This window comes from Herbiconiux moechotypicola, assembly GCF_024979255.1.
Classification (GTDB): domain Bacteria; phylum Actinomycetota; class Actinomycetes; order Actinomycetales; family Microbacteriaceae; genus Herbiconiux; species Herbiconiux moechotypicola.
In genome coordinates, this window is record NZ_JANLCN010000004.1 from 350,331 (window position 1) to 368,129 (window position 17,799).

The window sequence follows — 17,799 nt, forward strand, 5'->3', positions numbered from 1 at the left end:
AAGAGGTGGTCATGGCCGTGGCGCGGGGTTCCCGTTCATCGGGAGCGAAGTCGGGGTCCGGCTCGCGGTCGAGCGCGAAGGTCGCCATTCCGCAGCTCGACTGGAGCGAGATCTCGCCGGCTCCGGTGGTGCTCGTCTCCGGCACCGAGTCGTTCCTGGCCGAGCGCGCGATCCGCCGCCTGCGCGACTTGCTGAAGGCCGAAGACCCGAGTCTCGAGGTCACCGACATCGACGCCTCAGGCTACGTGCCCGGCGAACTCCTCTCGCTCGCGAGCCCGTCGCTCTTCGGTGAGCCCCGTCTGCTGCGGGTCGCCTCGGTCGAGAAGTGCACCGACGCGTTCATCGAAGACGCCATCGCCTACCTCGGTTACCCCGCCGACGACACCTATCTCGTGCTGCGTCACGGCGGGGGAGTGCGGGGCAAGAAGCTGCTCGACGCCGTGCGGGCCGCGGCCGGCACCGCGATCGAGGTCGTGTGCGCCGAGATCACGCGCGACAGCGACCGCTACGATTTCGCGGCCGCGGAGTTCCGGGCGGCCGGCAAACGGGTCACGCCGAGCGCTCTCCGGGCTCTGGTGTCGGCGTTCACCGACGACCTGGCCGAGCTCTCGGCCGCGTGCGCCCAGCTCGCCTCCGACTCGGCCGACGAGATCACCGAGGTGACGGTCGCCCGCTACTACGCGGGCCGGGTGGAGACGAACGCGTTCGCCGTGGCCGACGCGGCGCTCGCCGGGCACTACGGCGAGTCGCTCGCGCTGCTGCGTCACGCGCTGGCGTCCGGCGCCGATCCCGTGCCGATCGTGGCCGCCTTCGCGATGAAGCTCCGCACCATGGCGAAGGTTCTCGGCACCCGTGGTGCCTCCGGTCAGCTGGCCGGTCAGCTCGGCATGGCTCCGTGGCAGATCGACCGGGCCCGCCGCGACCTCTCCGGCTGGAGCAGCGAGGGCCTCGGCCGCAGCATCCAGGTGCTCGCCGACACCGACGAGAGCATCAAGGGCGCCGGCCGCGACCCCGTCTTCGCCCTCGAGCACATGCTCTCCGTCATCTCCGCCCGCGGCACCCTCTGACGCGCGCACGCCCCCCGGCGCGACAATCCGACTGCGGCAGGTGCTCGGCTCGCAGCGGGCCAACCGAGGCGCACCATCCCCACGGGGCAGGCGGTTTCCCGGGGTGGCTCCCCACCTCGGCATGCCCCCATGGGCGGCGGAACCGGGTGCGGCAGGCACCCCGCCCGCCGCACCCCGCCGCCTCCACGCGCCGAAGCGCTTGCACGCGAACGCCCCCCACACGCAGAACGGCCCCCGCCGAGCGGGGGCCGTTCGCGCACCCGAGGGGTGCGATGCTGTGCGCAGGTGGATCAGAGGGCCGCGACCTGCTTGGAGATCGCCGACTTGCGGTTGGCGGCCTGGTTCTTGTGGATGACGCCCTTCGAGCTCGCCTTGTCGAGCTTCTTGCCGGCCACGGCGAGGGCGGCGGTCGCCTTCTCCTTGTCGCCGGCGGCGACGGCCTCGCGGGTGGCGCGGATGGCGGTCTTGAGCTCGCTCTTGACGGCCTTGTTGCGCTCCTGGGCCTTCTTGTTGGTGCCGATGCGCTTGATCTGCGACTTGATGTTTGCCACGGAAATAACCTCTGTATCTGTTCGGATGAGTGCGGTGCGATTGGTCCGCTGCGGCCGAGCCGCGGAAGGAGCCACTCGCTGTTCGCACCCACCGGGATAACACTGGATGCGTAAGCCAACAGGCAACATTACCAGCTTCCGCGCGGGCGGACAATCCGAACCACGGAGTACCGTGAGAGCCTATGCCACGCTTCGCCGCCCACACCGAGTCCGTGCCGCCCTCGGGCATCCGCCGCATCTTCGAGCTCGCGCACGCGCTCGACGACGTGGTGTACCTGGCCGTGGGCGAACCCGACGTCGCCGTCGCCCCCGAGACCCTCGCAGCCGCCTCCGAGGCGTGGCTCGCAGACGACACCCGCTACACCGCGAACGGCGGCATCCCCGAGCTGCGCGCGGCGATCGTGCGCACGGTCGCGGAGCGTAACGGCATCGAGACCGACCTCGAGCGCGTCTGGGTCACCAACGGCGGCGCCCAGGCCCTCTTCCTCGCCATGTCGCTCACGCTCGACCCCGGCGACGAGGTCCTCGTACCCGACCCCGGCTACACCACGTTCACCATGAACGCCCACCTGGTCAACGCCGTCCCGGTGCCCTATCCGCTCCGGCTCGAGCACGGCTTCGCCCCCGATCTCGCCGAGCTCGAGCACCTGGTCACCGCCCGCACCCGCGTCATCATCGTGAACTCGCCGTCGAACCCGCTCGGCGCGGTGTTCGCCCGCGACACCCTCCGGGCTCTCCTCGACTTCGCCGAACGCCACGACCTCTGGCTCATCAGCGACGAGGTCTACGAGCGCTTCACCTACGGCCGCGAACACGTCTCGCTCGCCTCGCTGGGCGGCTCGGCCCCCGACCGGGTGCTGACCGTGTTCTCGGCGTCGAAGACCTACGCGCTCACCGGCGCCCGCGTCGGCTGGCTGCTGACCCCGCCGGGCGTCGCGCCCCTGCTGCGCTCGGCGCAGGAGGGCATGGTGAGCTGCATCAACACGCCGGCCCAGCGCGCCGTCGTCGAGGCCATCACCGGTTCGCAGGAGCCCGTCGAGGCGGCAGCCAGGCACTACCGCGAGAATCTCGCCCGCGCGACGGCTCTCCTCGACGAGCGAGGAATCCGCTACCTCGAGCCGGCCGGCGCCTTCTACCTCTGGGTCGACGTCTCGTACGCCAGCAACGGCGACGTGGCCGGATGGGCGGAGCGCTTCCTGCTTGAGCAGCGCGTCGCCGTCGCCCCGGGCAGCGCCTTCGGCCGCATGGGCGAGGGCTGGATCCGCGTCTGCGTCGCCGCCTCTCCCGACGACATCGCCACGGGGCTGAACCGACTCCCCGCCCCACCGGCACCCGCTCACCGGCCATGACCGGCACCGCGCCCGTCGCGGCGCCAGTGCCCGACCCCGAGCGCCCGCTCCGTCTCACCGTCATCGGCGCCGGAGCGGTCGGCGGCGTCCTCACCGCGCTCGCCGACCGCGCGGGTCACGAGGTCTCGGTCACCGCCCGCGGCGAGCAGCTCACCGCCCTCCAGGCCCGCGGTCTCCACCTCTCCGGATCCTGGGGTGACCACCTCGCGCACCCCCGCGCATCCGCGAACCTCACCGAGGCGCCCGACCTCGCCGTGCTCACGGTCAAGGCCCAGGATGCGCGCAGCGCCCTGGCCGCGAACGCCCATCACCTCGACGGGGTTCCCCTGGTCGTGCTGCAGAACGGCCTCGGGGGCGCCGAAGCGGCGGCCGCCCAGCTCCCCACCACCCCCGTGATCGGCGCGCTCGCCCTCTTCGCCGCCTCGTTCGTCGCTCCCGGCGAGGTCGCCGTGACGACCCCGGCCACCACCTACCTCGGCCCCGTCGCGGGCACCGCACCGGAGGTCTTCGACGACGTGCTCGCCACGCTCGGCACCTTCCTCGACGTGCAGTCGACCCCCAACTTCGCCGGCGCCCAGTGGACCAAGCTCATCGTCAACCAGGTGAACGCCCTCCCCGCCATCACCGGCCTCTCCGTGCAGCAGACCATCGCCGACCCGCTCCTGCGCCGCATCCTCACCGCCTCCATGCGCGAGGCCGTCACCATCGCCCGAGCCTCCGGCGTCCACTTCGAACCCGTCTACGGCCTCGACGACCCCGTCCTCACCGCCTTCGCCGCCGCATCACCCACCACCGCCGAAGCCCTCCCGCAGTCCATCGCCACGCGAATGGGCCCCGTCCCCAACCCCGGCTCCACCCTCCAATCCCTCCTCCGCCACCACCTCACCGAAATAGACCACCTCAACGGCGCCATAGTCACCACCGCCCACACCCTCGGCCTCAACGCCCCCCTCAACGCCACCCTGACCGCCCTAGTCCACCAAGCAGAACACACGGGCGCGTTCCTCACCCCCGCGCAGATAGCAAGCGCCGTCGGGTTGTCGGCTTAGGGTCCCGGTGTGGCGGGCGTCCTCGGGCAGGACCCTAAGCCGACAACCCGACGGCGCGACCCCACGACTCCCCGCCGACCTACGAGGAATACCCCGCCCTCAACTCCTCCACGAGCCCCGGCCCATTAGGCTCCCACCCCAGATCGATCCGCGCCCCCGTCCCCGTGGCCTCCTGGTCGAGCAGCAGCGCATCCCCGAACCCCTCCCCGAGCCACGCGTGCACCTCCTCGACGGTCGTCGGCGCCACCTGCCCCGCCAGCCCGGCCGCGACCGACGCCGCCTCCCCGAGCTCCCGCACGGTCGGGTTCTCGCCGCTGGCTCCGATGTAGGTCGACCCCGCGTCGGCGAGGTCGAACGCGAGCACGTACAGCTCGGCGAGGTCGTCGACGTACACCGTGGTCCAGTGCTGCTCGCCTGATCCGACGATCTGCAACGCCTCGCCCTCGGCGCCCGTCACGCGCGGCGCCCCCGCCACGAGCGCCGGGATGCCGCCTCCGCGCCCGAACACGATCGCCGGTGCGATCAGCGTCGTCTTCACCCCGGCGGCCGAGAGCACCCGCTTCTCGATCGCGCCACGCCACGCCGTCAGAGCGGGTGGGTCGAGCGGCGACCGCTCGCTGATGGAGCTCGACGACCCGTAGCTCCACACGCCCCCGGTGTGCACGTAGGGCTTGTCGCTGCCCTCGAGTCCGGCGAAGACGGCCGACACGAAGGCGTCGTCGGTCGGAGCGCTCGACTCGTCACCGGGGGAGGCGGTGTGGATGACGCCGTCGCTCGCCAGCGCGAGCGAGGTGATGAGCTCCCGGTCGGTCAGCGTGCCGAGCACGGGCGTCGCGCCCGCGGCCCGCACGAGCTCCGCCTTCTGCTCGTCGCGCACGAGCGCGGTCACCTCGCGGCCCTGGGCGACGAGCGCCCGCAGAACCGCCGATCCGATGTAGCCGGTAGCCCCGGTCAGGAAGATTGCCATACGTGGCAGAATAGAACGTCCGTCCGACCCAGAGGAATGCGTGAGCCCCCAAGCACTGAAGGCCCTCGAGCCGGCCTCGACCGACCCCGCCTTCATCCGCAACTTCTGCATCATCGCCCATATCGATCACGGCAAGTCGACCTTGGCCGACCGGATGCTCGGCATCACGGGCATCGTGAGCGACCGTGACATGCGGGCCCAGTACCTCGACCGCATGGACATCGAGCGCGAGCGCGGCATCACCATCAAGAGTCAGGCGGTGCGCATGCCGTGGGCGCTCGACGGCGCGAGCTACGCCCTCAACATGATCGACACGCCGGGCCACGTCGACTTCACCTACGAGGTGTCGCGCAGCCTCGCCGCCTGCGAGGGCGCCATCCTCCTCGTCGACGCCGCGCAGGGCATCGAGGCGCAGACCCTCGCCAATCTCTACCTGGCGCTCGAGAACGACCTCACGATCATCCCGGTGCTCAACAAGATCGACCTCCCGGCCGCCGATCCCGAGAAGTACGCCAGGGAGCTCGCGAGCCTCATCGGCGGCGACCCCGACGACGTGCTGCGGGTGAGCGGAAAGACGGGCGTCGGGGTCGAAGACCTGCTCGACCGGGTCGTGGAGCGCATCCCGGCCCCCGTCGGCAATGCGGATGCGGCCGCTCGCGCGATGATCTTCGACTCGGTCTACGACGCCTACCGCGGTGTGGTCACCTACGTGCGCATGATCGACGGCAAGCTGAGCCCGCGCGAGCGCATCCAGATGATGTCGACCAGGGCCACCCACGAGATCCTCGAGATCGGCGTGTCGAGCCCCGAGCCCACCCCGAGCAAGGGTCTCGGCGTCGGCGAGGTGGGCTATCTCATCACGGGGGTGAAAGATGTGCGCCAGTCGAAGGTGGGCGACACCGTCACCAGCGCGGCGAAGCCCGCGACCGAGGCGCTGCCCGGCTACACCGAGCCGCTCCCGATGGTGTTCTCGGGCCTGTACCCGATCGACGGCAGCGACTACCCGGCCCTGCGCGAGGCGCTCGACAAGCTCAAGCTGAGCGATGCGGCGCTCGTCTACGAGCCGGAGACCTCGGTCGCGCTCGGCTTCGGTTTCCGCTGCGGGTTCCTCGGCCTCCTGCACCTCGAGATCATCACGGAGCGGCTCGAGCGCGAGTTCGGTCTCGATCTCATCGCCACGGCCCCGAGCGTGATCTACGAGGTCACCACCGAAGACAAGAAGACCATCACGGTCACGAACCCGAGCGAGTTCCCCGAGGGCAAGATCGCCGCCGTGTCGGAGCCGGTCGTGAACGCCGCCATCCTGGCCCCGAAAGACTACGTCGGCACCATCATGGAGCTCTGCCAGAGTCGCCGCGGCACCCTCCAGGGCATGGACTACCTCGGCGAGGATCGCGTCGAGATCAAGTACACGATGCCGCTCGGCGAGATCGTGTTCGACTTCTTCGACAACCTCAAGTCGAAGACCGCCGGCTACGCGAGCCTCGACTACGAGCCCGCCGGCGAGGCGGTCGCCGACCTGGTGAAGGTCGACATCCTGCTGCAGGGCGAGCGGGTTGATGCGTTCAGCGCGATCGTGCACCGCGAGAAGGCCTACGCCTACGGCGTACTCATGACGGGCCGCCTGCGCGAGCTCATCCCGCGTCAGCAGTTCGAGGTGCCCATCCAGGCCGCGATCGGCGCGCGCATCATCGCCCGCGAGTCCATCCGCGCCATGCGCAAAGACGTTCTGGCCAAGTGCTACGGCGGTGACATCACCCGCAAGCGCAAGCTGCTCGAGAAGCAGAAGGAGGGCAAGAAGCGCATGAAGATGGTGGGCCGCGTCGAGGTTCCCCAGGAGGCCTTCATCGCCGCGCTCTCGGGCGACGTGGAGAAGAAGGACAAGAAGTGACCGCTGGTGGGCTCGCCGACGTGCCGCTCACCTATGCGGCGGTCGGAGCGACGCAGGCACCCGATCTGCTGTACTTCCCGCCGAAGGGCTACCGTCCGATCGAACGCCGGGCGCGCCTCGGCAGCGGGCGCGAGCGGTTCGAGACGGCGTCGGCGCGGCTGATGGCCTGGGGCGTGCAGCGCGGATCGGGCATCGCGGTCGACGACATCCAGCCCCCGGCCCCCTCCACTGCCGACTACGCCGGGCTCGTCTACGACGCCGACGGCGCCCCGCTCGCGCCGCGGCGGACGCACGCCGAGCAGGGTTACGCCGAAGACGGCACCCCGCTCGTGTCGCCCGGCACCACGGCCCGCCTCACGGTGCGGGCGTTCGGCGTGCCCTTCGAGGCGCCGGTGCGCGTGGTCTACACGGTCGACGAGCCCAACCGGCGCGGCTTCGCCTACGGCACGCTGCCCGGCCACCCCGAGTCGGGTGAGGAGCTGTTCTCGGTGGAGCGTCTCGCCGACGACTCGGTCTGGGTGGTCATCCGCGCCTTCTCGCGGCCGAGCACCTGGTTCTTCCGGCTCGGCTACCCGGTGCTCCGGCTGATGCAGGCTCGTGCCACCCGCAAGTATCTGCGCTCCCTGCTCCCGGGCATGGGATCGGTCCATCGCTCAGCCGCGGGCGCCGCCGCTCGTCCCGTGGCTCCCGGAGCCTAGGCGGAATCGTGCCCTCCGTGCTCCCCGTGGGCGATCCGGCGCCCGCCGACGGCCGGCTGCCGTTCGCCGACGCCACCGATTCGGTGGGGCGTGACCTCGGCCTCTACGTGCACGTGCCCTTCTGCCGGGTGCGCTGCGGCTACTGCGACTTCAACACCTACACCGCCACCGAGCTGCGCGGCGTGAAGCAGTCCGACTACGCCGCCCAGGCCGTGGAGGAGATGCGGTTCGCCGACGGCGCGCTCGGCGCATCCGGAGTCGCCCGCCGGCCGCTGTCGACCGTGTTCTTCGGCGGCGGCACCCCCACGCTCCTCCCGGCCGCCGATCTCGCCCGAATGCTCGCCGCGGCCCGTGACACCTGGGGCTTCGCTCCGGATGCGGAGATCACCACCGAGGCCAACCCCGACTCGGTCGACGCGGCCTACCTCGAGGCGCTCGCCGGGGCCGGCTTCACGCGGGTGAGCTTCGGGATGCAGTCGGCCGTGCCCTCGGTGCTCGCCACCCTCGAGCGCACCCACGACCCGGAGCGCATCCCCCACGTCGTGCGGTGGGCGAAACAGGCCGGGCTCGAGGTGAGTCTCGACCTCATCTACGGCACGCCGGGGGAGACCCTCGACGACTGGAGCCGCTCGCTCGACTCGGCGCTCGCGAACGAGCCCGGGCACATCAGTGCCTACGCGCTGATCGTGGAGGAGGGCACGAAGCTCGCCCGGCAGATCCGCCGCGGCGAGGTGGCCGAGCCGAGCGATGAGCTGCAGGCCGACATGTACGAGCTGGCGGATGCGCGGCTCGGCGGCGCCGGTTACGACTGGTACGAGGTGAGCAACTGGTCGAGGAGCGCCGCGCAGCGTTCGCGGCACAACCTCAGCTACTGGCTCGGGCACGACTGGTGGGGCATCGGACCGGGCTCGCACAGCTTCGTCGGCCGCACCCGGTGGTGGAATGTGAAGCACCCTGCGGCCTATGCGCAGCGGGTGGCGGCGGGGGAGTCGCCGGCGGCGGGCCGCGAGACGATCGACGACGACACGCGGCAGCTCGAGCGCGTGCTGCTGCTGTCGCGCGTGCGCGACGCCCTGCGCGTCGACGATCTCGCCCCGGAGGCGCGCCGCGAGGTGGCGGGGCTCATCGCCGACGGGCTGGTCGACGGCCCGGCAGCCTTGCGCGGAACCCTCACACTCACTCTGCGCGGCCGGCTGCTCGCCGACGCCGTAGTGCGCCGCCTCACCTGACGCGCCACCCGGTACAGCCCTCCCGGCCCCCGACCTGCCGACGCGTTCCCTCACGCAAGAATCGCGGCACCCGAGCCCCGTGACGGGGCGGAAGCCGCGATCCCTACGCGACCGAACAGCCGCTACTTGATGAAGCGGAAGTTGAAGAAGTACCGGTAGGTGCCGCCCGCGTTCACCTTCACACCCGCGATGATCGCGAAGATGAGGCCCACGATCTGCGCGGCCCAGGCGAGGAAGTAGAAGAGGAAGCCGATGAAGATGAAGGCCGTGATGGTGCCGATGATGTAGAGACCGATGACGAAGATCGCCACCGTGATCTGGAAGTTCAGCGACTCCTTGGCCTCCTGGTTGGTGAGGGGGCCGCGGTCTTTGAAGACCAGCCAGATGATGAGCGGGGGGATCCAGCCGAGGATGCCGCCGAGCTGACCGAGAAAGGCCCACTGCTTGTCTTCGGCGGGGGAGAGTGGAGCGGCGGCGGGTGCAGCACCGTAGCCGGGCTGGTACCCGGGCGGCGGGGTCTGCTGGTAGCCGGGGGGAGGAGTCTGCCCGGGGGGCGGAGTGGGCTGGCCGGCGGCCGGGTCGTACGGCGGTGTCGCGTTGGGGTCAGTCATGTCTCGCGCCTTTCAGACGTCGTGGGGATTTCTCAGCCACACGATAGCGGGACCGTCTTCCCGCGGCAACGATTTCGACGCAGGATGTCGAGCCCGGGCGCAGACGGGCGGAGTATGATTGGCACTCCGAACGTGTGAGTGCCAGCGAGAGGACGGTGCGGCGGATGGTGTCAGAGCGCAGCCTCGAGGTGCTCCGCGTGATCGTGCAGGACTACGTGGCTTCGCGCGAACCGGTCGGTTCGAAGTCGATCGCCGAGCGGCACAGCTTCGGCGTGTCGGCCGCCACCATCCGCAACGACATGGCGCTGCTCGAAGAAGAAGAGCTCATCACCGCGCCGCACACCTCCTCGGGTCGGGTGCCGACCGACAAGGGCTACCGGCTCTTCGTCGACCACCTCGCCGACCTCCGCCCGCTGTCGGCGGCCCAGCGCCACGCCATCGAGACCTTCCTCGGCTCCTCGGTCGACGTCGACGACGTGCTCGCCCGCACGGTGCGCCTCCTCTCGCAGCTCACACACCAGGTCGCCCTCGTGCAGTACCCCTCGCGGTCGCAGGCCCGGGTGCGCCACGTCGAACTCGTGGCCCTCGCCACCCGCCGGCTCATGACGGTGGTCATCACCGACACCGGTCACGTCGATCAGCGCATCATCGAGGTGCCCTCCGATCTCGACGACGCCCTCATCGCCGAGCTGCGCACGCGCTTCAACGAGGCGGTCGCCGGTCTCGGCCCGATCGAGGCGGCCGCCGAACTCCCCGCCGCAGCCGCGCGCATCCCGGCCCACCTGGCCGGCCAGGGCATCGCAGGCGACGACGGCCACGCTCGCACCGCTGCCATCGTGGCCGCCACCCTCCAGGAGCAGGTCTCCGCCAACCGGCAGGAGCGCCTGCTCATCGCGGGCGCGGCGAACCTCGTGCGCACTGAAGACGACTTCCGCGGCAGCATCCTCCCGGTGCTCGAGGCGGTCGAGGAGCAGGTGGTGCTGCTGCGCCTGTTCAGTGAGATGGAGGCCGACCAGCGCGGCGTGAGCGTGTCGATCGGCCGCGAGAACGAGTCGTTCGGGCTCGGCGAGACCTCCATCCTGGCCAGCGGCTACATGGGCGTGGGCAGCTCGGTCGCCCGGCTGGGCGTGCTCGGCCCCACGCGCATGGACTACTCCAGCAACATCTCGGCGGTGCGCGCCGTGGCGCGCTACCTCTCCCGCACCCTCGGCGAGTCGCCCAGCGCGAGCTGAGCGGCCGTCCCCACGATCCGCACCGTCCCCCACCCCGAAGGAGAAGCCCCTGGTGGCTGACCACTACGACGTGCTCGGCGTCTCGCGCGAAGCGACGCCCGAGGAGATCAAGAAGGCCTATCGCCGCCTGGCGCGTGAGCTGCACCCCGACGTGAACCCGAGTCCGGATGCGCAGGAGCGCTTCAAGCAGGTCACCCACGCCTACGACGTGCTGAGCGACCCCGGTCAGCGCCGGGACTACGACCGCGGCCCCCAGCCCGGCTTCGGCGGCGCGGGCGGGGGCTTCGGCGGCTTCGGCGACATCTTCGAGACCTTCTTCGGCGGTCAGGCCGGCGGCGGGGGCCGTGGTCCGAAGTCGCGCGCCGAGCGCGGGCAGGATGCGCTGCTGCGGGTGGAGGTCGACCTCGGCGAGGTGGTGTTCGGCACCCATCGCGACCTCGAGGTCGACACCGCCGTGGTCTGCGACACCTGCAACGGCAGCTGCTGCCTGCCGGGCACCTCGCCCGTCACCTGCGACATCTGCCACGGCTCCGGCTCCATCCAGCGCACCGTGCGCTCGCTGCTCGGCAACGTCGTCACCAGCTCGCCCTGCGGCACCTGCCGCGGCTTCGGCACGATCATCCCGAACCCCTGCACCACCTGCCAGGGCCAGGGCCGGGTGCGCGCCCGCCGCGTCATCCCGATCGACATCCCCGCCGGGGTCGACACGGGCCTGCGCCTGCAGCTGCCCGGTCAGGGCGAGGTGGGCCCGGCCGGCGGCCCCCAGGGCGACGTGTACCTCGAGATCAAGGTCAAGCACCACGACGTGTTCTCGCGCAACGACGACGACCTGCTGTGCACGCTCGAGGTGCAGATGTGGGATGCGGTGCTCGGCACCACGACCACCATCAACGCACTCGACGGCGACATCGAGCTCGAGATCAAGCCGGGCATCCAGAGCGCCGACGTCATCACGGTGAAGGGCCGCGGCATCTCGCACCTGCGGGGCAGCGGTCGCGGCGACCTGCGGGTGGGCGTGCAGGTGGTCACGCCCACGAAGCTCGACCACAAGCAGAAGGAGCTCGTGAAGCAGCTGGCCGCCGCGCACAAGTACCCGGCGCCGAGCCTCGGGCAGTTCCAGCAGGGCCTGTTCGCCAAGCTCCGCGACCGCTTCCTCAACGTCTGACCCGCCCGTCATGAGCTCGCTCTTCCTGCGCCCCGACCTCGCCGTCGTGCCCCACACGGTGGGCGACGTGGTGGTGCTCGGCGGTGACGAGGCGCGGCACGCCGCGACGGTCAACCGGCTCCGGGTCGGCGAGCACACCTCCGTCGGCGACGGCAACGGCCTCGTCGTGAGCGGCATCGTCACCCGGGTGGAGCCGAAAGAGCTCGACGTGCTCGTCGAGGAGTCGGTGCTGCATCCGGAGCCCGTGCCGCGCATCGTGCTGGTGCAGGCCCTCGCCAAGGGCGACCGCGACGAACTCGCGGTGCAGACGGCCACCGAACTGGGTGTGTCTGCGGTCATCCCGTGGCAGGCCGAGAGGTCGGTCTCGCGCTGGGTCGGCGCCAAGGCCGTGAAGGGTGTCGAGCGCTGGTCGACCATCGTGCGCGAGGCTGCGAAGCAGTCCATCCGGCCGTTCGTGCCCCCGGTCGGCGACCTCGTCGACACCGCGCAGCTGCTCGCCCTGGCCGAGGGGCAGCGGATGCTCGTGCTGGAGCCCACCGCCGAGCAGCGGTTGAGCGGGCTGCGGTTCGACCGGCTCGGTGACGGTTCGGGCGACGAACCCGACACCCCGCCCATCCTGCTCGTGGTCGGGCCCGAGGGCGGGATCTCGCCGCGCGAGCTCGACCGGCTCGCGGAGGCGGGTGCGCAGCCCGTCCGGCTGGGAGACGAGGTGCTGCGCACCTCGAGCGCCGGGCCCGCGGCTCTCGCGGTGCTCAACGTGGCACTCGGCCGCTGGTAGCGCGCGTTCTCCACAGGCGAGCGTTCTCCACAGGCGCACGGGAGACCCCCTGCCGGGCCATCCTCCGAACGTAGGATGGTCACATGTCCAGCACCGAGAGCTCCACCCCGTCGATCTTCTCGCGCATCATCGCGCGCGAGATCCCGGCCACCGTCGTGCGCGAGACCGATCGGCTCATCGCCATCGAAGACATCGCGCCGAAGGCCCCGGTGCACGTGCTGGTCATCCCGAAGACCGAGCGCTACCGCGACGTCGTGGAGCTGGCCGCGGGCGACCCCGCGCTGCTCGCCGAGCTCGTGGCCCTCGCGAACGAGATCGCCGCCGAGCGCGCCGACGGCGAGTTCCGCCTCGTCTTCAACACCGGTGAGAACGCCGGTCAGACCGTCTTCCACGTGCACGCCCATGTTCTCGCGGGCGGCTTGAAGGAATCATCACTTGGCTGAATCCGAGACCACACCCACCCCCATCCCCGGCACCACCGAGGCCAGACTCCACGTCGACGGCATCGAGATGGTGCGACTGCTCGGCCCGCAAGACCGGCTGCTCACCACGATCGAGCGGCAGTTCCCGCTCGTGTCGGTTCTTGTGCGCGGCAACGAGATCTCGCTCTCCGGTGAGAAGTTCCAGGTCGACGCCGCACGCAAGCTCGTGGAGGAGCTGCTGCAGATGGTGCGCAACGGCCAGGAGCTCACCCCGGTCGAGGTGTCGTCGTCGGCGCGCATCCTCGAGGGCGACCGGACTGCGAGCCCGTCGGAACTGCTCGGTCAGGCGATCGTCACGGCGCGCGGCAAGGCCGTGCGCCCGAAGACCGCGGGTCAGAAGGAGTACGTCGACGCCATCGACGAGAACACGATCGTGTTCGGCATCGGTCCCGCGGGCACCGGCAAGACCTACCTCGCGATGGCCAAGGCCGTGCAGGCGCTGCAGCGCAAAGAGGTCGAGCGCATCATCCTCACCCGTCCCGCCGTCGAGGCGGGGGAGCGGCTGGGCTACCTGCCGGGCACCCTCACCGACAAGATCGATCCCTATCTGCGGCCGCTCTACGACGCCCTCAACGAGATGATGGATCCCGAGATCGTGCCGAAGCTGCTCGCCGTCGGCACCATCGAGGTGGCGCCGTTGGCCTACATGCGCGGCCGCACGCTCAACAACTCCTTCATCGTGCTCGACGAGGCGCAGAACACCACGCCCGAGCAGATGAAGATGTTCCTCACCCGGCTCGGCTTCGGCTCGAAGATGGTGGTGACGGGCGACATCACCCAGGTCGACCTGCCCACCGGCACGAGCGGCCTCCAGGTGGTATCGCGCATCCTCGACCGCATCGACGACATCCACTTCGCCACGCTCACGAGCGCCGACGTGGTGCGGCACACCCTGGTGGGCAAGATCGTCGACGCCTACACCAAGTACGACCAGGTGCAGCTGGCGCGTCGCGAGAACCCGGGCTACCAGGCCCCGAACGACCGCAGCCAGAACGACCGAGACCGGCGTTACGCCGCCAGGAGGCGCTAGAGCCATGTCCATCGAGATCAACAACGAGTCCTCGGTCGAGGTCGACGAGAACGCCATCCTGAGGCTCGCGAGCTTCGCCCTCGACCACATGCACGTGCATCCGGATGCGGAGCTCGCGATCGTGCTGGTCGACGAGGCCGCGATGGAACAGCTCCACGTGCAATGGATGGACGAGCCCGGCCCCACCGATGTGCTGAGCTTCCCCATGGACGAGCTGCGCCCCGGCACCGAAGACTCCCCGACCCCGCCCGGTCTCCTCGGCGACGTCGTGCTCTGCCCGCAGGTCGCCGAGGAGCAGGCCAAGGCCGCGAAGCACTCCACCCTCGAAGAACTGCTGCTGCTCACCACCCACGGCATCCTGCACCTGCTCGGCTTCGACCACGCCGAGCCCGACGAGGAGCGCGAGATGTTCGGCATCCAGCGCGACATCCTGGTGGGCTTCGCCATGAGCGAGCGCCGCCGACGGCCGTGACCATCGCCCTGTTCCTCGTCGCCGCACTGGCGCTGGTCGCGCTCGGCGGCCTCTTCGCCGCGATCGACACGGCGGTGCTCTCGCTCTCGCGCGCCGACATCCTCGAGCTGGCAGAGCGCTACCGCGCGAAGCGCTCGCTGCGCGCGATCGCCGAAGACACCGGGGCGCACCTCAATGCGGCCAATTTCGCACGCGTGGTGTCGGAGACCACGGCCGCGGTGCTCGTCACGATCGCGTTCGCGTTCACCTTCCCGAACGAGCAGCTCTGGCTGGCCCTGCTGCTGTCCGCCGTGGTCATGACCGGTGTCTCGTTCGTGCTCGTGGGGTCGAGCCCGCGCAGCGTCGGCCGGGTGCACGCCCGCGCCGTGGTGCGCTACGGGGCTGTTCCGGTGCACCTGACGAGGGTCATCCTGGGTCCGCTCGCCAACGCGCTGGTGGCCATCGGCAACCGCGTCACGCCCGGTCGGCTGCGCTCGGGCACCTTCTCGTCGGAGGAGCAGCTGCTCAGCATGGTCGACGAGGCCACCGAGCTCGACGTTCTCGAAGAAGACGACCGGGAGCTCATCCACTCGATCCTCGAGTTCAACGACACGGTGGTGCGCGAGGTCATGATCCCGCGCACCGACATGGTCACGATCGACGACGACGCGACCGTGGGGCACGGTCTGGGGCTCTTCCTCAGCAAGGGCGTCTCGCGCATGCCGATCGTGGTCGACGACCGGGTCGACGAGATCTCGGGCGTGCTCTACCTCCGCGACGCGGCCCGCGTGGCCTACGAGCGGCCCGAGCAGGTCGACCGCATGCTCGTGCGCGAGCTCGCCCGGCCCGCCCTGTTCATCCCCGAGTCGAAGAAGACCGACGACACGCTCCGGCAGATGCAGGCCGAGTCCAACCATCTCGCGATGGTGGTCGACGAGTACGGCGGCATCGCGGGCCTGGTCACGCTCGAAGACCTGCTCGAAGAGCTCGTGGGCGACATCTCCGACGAGTACGACCGCGACGTGGTGGAGGTCGAGCCGCTCGGCGGCGAGGGTTCCGACGCCTCGTTCCGTGTGAGCGCGCGCCTTCCGGTCGACGAGCTGGGCGAGCTGTTCGGGCTCGAGCTCGACGACGACGACGTCGACTCGGCGGGAGGACTGCTCACCAAGGCCCTCGGCCGGCTTCCTCTGCCGGGCGACGAGGCGCGCATCACCGGCCTGGTGCTCACCGCCGACCGCACGGAGGGCCGGCGCCGCGTCGTCACCGTGATCGCCCGCCGAGACCCGGATGCGCCGCTGCCGGCGCGCGAGACCGCACACGCCGAGGAGGGCGCATGACCGACGACACCACTCCCACCTTCCGGGCCGGCTTCGCCACCTTCGTGGGCCGGCCGAACGTGGGCAAGTCCACGCTCACCAACGCCCTGGTCGGCGAGAAGGTGGCCATCACGAGCTCGAAGCCGCAGACCACCCGGCAGGCCATCCGGGGCATCGTGCACGACCCGGCCGGCCAGCTCATCATCGTCGACACCCCGGGCATGCACCGCCCGCGCACGCTCCTCGGCGAGCGGCTCAACTCGCTCGTGCAGCAGACGCTCGGCGACGTCGACGTGATCGGCTTCTGCATCCCGGCCGACGAGAAGATCGGGCCCGGCGACCGGTACATCAACGAGCAGCTGGACGCGTATCCGCGGGCGAAGAAGGTCGCCATCGTCACGAAGATCGACGAGGTCTCCAAGCCCGCGGTGGGCGACCAGCTGTTCGCGGTCTCGCAGCTGCGCGACTGGGAGGCGATCGTGCCCGTGTCGGCCACCTCGCGCATCCAGCTCGACGTACTCGTGGCCGAGCTCATCGCCCTTCTGCCGGAGTCGCAGAAGCTCTACCCCGACGACCAGTCGACCGATGCGGGGCTCGAATCGCGCATCGCCGAGCTCATCCGCGAGGCGGCCCTGGAGGGTGTGCGCGACGAGCTGCCGCACTCCATCGCGGTCACGATCGACGACCTCTCCGAGCGCGACGACAAGGACCTGGTGGAGATCTACGCGAACCTCTGGGTGGAGCGCGACAGCCAGAAGGGCATCATCATCGGCCCGAAGGGGTCGAGGCTCGGTGAGGTGGGCGCCCGCGCCCGCGCCGAGATCGAGCCTCTGGTCGGCAAGCAGGTGTATCTCAACATCAGGGTGAAGGTGGCCAAGGACTGGCAGCGCGACGCGAAGCTGTTGGGCAGGCTCGGCTTCTGAACCCGGTAGCCTGGAGTGGTGTCTACCCCTGAGAACCCGTTCGGCCAGGTTCTGGTCGCCATGGTCACCCCCTTCACCGCCGACGGAGAGGTCGACTGGCCGGGGGTCGAGAAGCTCATCGACGACCTCATCGTGGGCGGCGCCGACGGCATCGTGGTGAGCGGCACCACCGGGGAGACCTCCACGCTCACCGACCCCGAGAAGATCCGTCTCGTCGAGGTGGGCAAGGAGGTGGCCGCGGGCCGGGCGAAGATCATCACGGGCGGCGGCTCCAACGAGACCGCGCACGCGATGCAGCTGGCCAGGCAGAGCGAGAAGGCGGGCGCCGACGGCAACCTCGTCGTCACGCCGTACTACAACAAGCCCACCCAGGCCGGCATCCTCACGCACTTCCGCATGATCGCCGACGCCACCGACCTGCCGGTCATCCTCTACGACATTCCCGGCCGCACCGGCGTGCCCATCAAGTACGAGACCATCCTGCGGCTGGCCAAGCACCCGAACATCCTCGCCGTGAAAGACGCCAAGGGCGACTTCAGCGAGGTCAGCCGGGTGCTCAACCAGACCGACCTGCTCTACTTCTCCGGTGACGACTCCAACGTGCTGCCGCACATGGCGATCGGCGCGGCCGGCCTCATCGGCGTCACGGCCAACGTGGCGCCCGCGCCGTACCGCACCATCGTCGACGCCGTGAACGCCGGTGACCTCGCCACCGCCACGGCGGCCCACCAGTCGCTCGAGCCGCTGGTGCGCGCCATCATGACGCACGTGCCGGGCACGGTCGCGGCGAAGTACATCCTGCACGGCCTCGGCCGCATCGGCAGCCCGCGCGTGCGTCTGCCGCTCGTGGGCCCCGAGGAGTGGGAGGCCGCCGAGATCGAGAACGAGATCGACCTCGTGAAGAACATCCCCGGGCTCGACTTCAAGAATTTCCGCCCCGACCGCAACGCGGCGGCCGGCGGCGCACTCCCCAAGGTGGCCGGCACCACGCGCTGAGCCGCCGCGCGCCC

18 protein-coding genes are annotated in these 17,799 nt (G+C 70.4%); 15 read left to right on the forward strand and 3 right to left on the reverse strand.

Annotation, left to right across the window (positions count from 1 at the left end):
• The first annotated feature begins 11 nt into the window (after positions 1-11).
• Positions 12-1,067, forward strand: coding sequence for a DNA polymerase III subunit delta (holA, locus tag N1031_RS08835; protein WP_259479243.1), 1,056 nt, complete (start codon positions 12-14; stop codon positions 1,065-1,067).
• 290 nt (positions 1,068-1,357) lie between these two features.
• Here the strand turns inward: holA and rpsT are convergent, their stop codons facing one another.
• The gene (gene rpsT / locus N1031_RS08840) at positions 1,358-1,618 is read right to left on the reverse strand and encodes a 30S ribosomal protein S20 (protein ID WP_259479244.1); all 261 of its coding nucleotides are present in this window, start codon (positions 1,616-1,618) and stop codon (positions 1,358-1,360) included.
• A 182-nt stretch (positions 1,619-1,800) separates the two neighbouring features.
• Here rpsT and N1031_RS08845 point away from each other — a divergent pair, with 182 nt between their 5' ends.
• Positions 1,801-2,967 carry a pyridoxal phosphate-dependent aminotransferase gene (locus tag N1031_RS08845; RefSeq protein ID WP_259479245.1) on the forward strand — a complete coding sequence of 389 codons (1,167 nt, stop codon included), beginning with the start codon at positions 1,801-1,803 and terminating at the stop codon, positions 2,965-2,967.
• On the forward strand, positions 2,964-4,016 hold the full coding sequence (locus N1031_RS08850) for a ketopantoate reductase family protein (protein WP_259479246.1): 1,053 nt from the start codon (positions 2,964-2,966) through the stop codon (positions 4,014-4,016). Before N1031_RS08845 ends, N1031_RS08850 begins: the two co-directional genes overlap by 4 nt.
• 79 nt (positions 4,017-4,095) lie before the next feature.
• Here N1031_RS08850 and N1031_RS08855 read toward each other — a convergent pair whose 3' ends face one another.
• Positions 4,096-4,983, reverse strand: coding sequence for an NAD-dependent epimerase/dehydratase family protein (locus N1031_RS08855; protein WP_259479247.1), 888 nt, complete (start codon positions 4,981-4,983; stop codon positions 4,096-4,098).
• 40 nt (positions 4,984-5,023) lie between these two features.
• Here N1031_RS08855 and lepA point away from each other — a divergent pair, with 40 nt between their 5' ends.
• Genes lepA through hemW form a run of 3 tightly spaced genes read left to right on the forward strand, consistent with a single transcriptional unit; the run spans position 5,024 to position 8,801 of the window.
• Entirely contained in the window at positions 5,024-6,874 is a 1,851-nt protein-coding gene (lepA, locus tag N1031_RS08860) for a translation elongation factor 4 (protein WP_259479248.1), read from the forward strand.
• Positions 6,871-7,572: a DUF1990 domain-containing protein gene (locus N1031_RS08865; RefSeq protein ID WP_259479249.1), complete on the forward strand. Its 702-nt coding sequence runs from the start codon at positions 6,871-6,873 to the stop codon at positions 7,570-7,572. Before lepA ends, N1031_RS08865 begins: the two co-directional genes overlap by 4 nt.
• Positions 7,573-7,580: 8 nt before the next feature.
• Complete coding sequence (hemW, locus tag N1031_RS08870) at positions 7,581-8,801, forward strand: radical SAM family heme chaperone HemW (RefSeq protein ID WP_259479250.1); 1,221 nt, start codon at positions 7,581-7,583, stop codon at positions 8,799-8,801.
• 122 nt (positions 8,802-8,923) lie between these two features.
• Here hemW and N1031_RS08875 read toward each other — a convergent pair whose 3' ends face one another.
• On the reverse strand, positions 8,924-9,412 hold the full coding sequence (locus N1031_RS08875; protein ID WP_259479251.1) for a DUF4870 domain-containing protein: 489 nt from the start codon (positions 9,410-9,412) through the stop codon (positions 8,924-8,926).
• 164 nt (positions 9,413-9,576) lie between these two features.
• Between N1031_RS08875 and hrcA the strand changes: the two genes are divergently transcribed.
• From hrcA to dapA, 9 genes are all read left to right on the forward strand, one after another.
• On the forward strand, positions 9,577-10,644 hold the full coding sequence (hrcA, locus tag N1031_RS08880; protein WP_259479252.1) for a heat-inducible transcriptional repressor HrcA: 1,068 nt from the start codon (positions 9,577-9,579) through the stop codon (positions 10,642-10,644).
• Between the two features lie 52 nt (positions 10,645-10,696).
• Complete coding sequence (dnaJ, locus tag N1031_RS08885) at positions 10,697-11,809, forward strand: molecular chaperone DnaJ (RefSeq protein WP_259479253.1); 1,113 nt, start codon at positions 10,697-10,699, stop codon at positions 11,807-11,809.
• A gap of 10 nt (positions 11,810-11,819) precedes the next feature.
• A complete protein-coding gene (locus tag N1031_RS08890) occupies positions 11,820-12,587 on the forward strand; it encodes a 16S rRNA (uracil(1498)-N(3))-methyltransferase (RefSeq protein WP_259479254.1) in 768 nt (255 codons plus the stop codon).
• An 83-nt stretch (positions 12,588-12,670) separates the two neighbouring features.
• The gene (locus N1031_RS08895; RefSeq protein ID WP_259479255.1) at positions 12,671-13,030 is read left to right on the forward strand and encodes an HIT domain-containing protein; all 360 of its coding nucleotides are present in this window, start codon (positions 12,671-12,673) and stop codon (positions 13,028-13,030) included.
• Positions 13,031-13,097: 67 nt separating this feature from the next.
• Positions 13,098-14,099, forward strand: coding sequence for a PhoH family protein (locus tag N1031_RS08900; protein WP_259479310.1), 1,002 nt, complete (start codon positions 13,098-13,100; stop codon positions 14,097-14,099).
• A gap of 4 nt (positions 14,100-14,103) precedes the next feature.
• Positions 14,104-14,571 carry an rRNA maturation RNase YbeY gene (gene ybeY, locus N1031_RS08905; protein ID WP_259479256.1) on the forward strand — a complete coding sequence of 156 codons (468 nt, stop codon included), beginning with the start codon at positions 14,104-14,106 and terminating at the stop codon, positions 14,569-14,571.
• A complete protein-coding gene (locus N1031_RS08910; protein ID WP_375163627.1) occupies positions 14,568-15,887 on the forward strand; it encodes a hemolysin family protein in 1,320 nt (439 codons plus the stop codon). Before ybeY ends, N1031_RS08910 begins: the two co-directional genes overlap by 4 nt.
• On the forward strand, positions 15,884-16,789 hold the full coding sequence (era, locus tag N1031_RS08915; protein ID WP_259479257.1) for a GTPase Era: 906 nt from the start codon (positions 15,884-15,886) through the stop codon (positions 16,787-16,789). The genes N1031_RS08910 and era overlap by 4 nt, the downstream gene beginning before the upstream one ends.
• A gap of 18 nt (positions 16,790-16,807) precedes the next feature.
• The gene (gene dapA / locus N1031_RS08920) at positions 16,808-17,785 is read left to right on the forward strand and encodes a 4-hydroxy-tetrahydrodipicolinate synthase (protein WP_259479258.1); all 978 of its coding nucleotides are present in this window, start codon (positions 16,808-16,810) and stop codon (positions 17,783-17,785) included.
• Positions 17,786-17,799 lie beyond the last annotated feature (14 nt).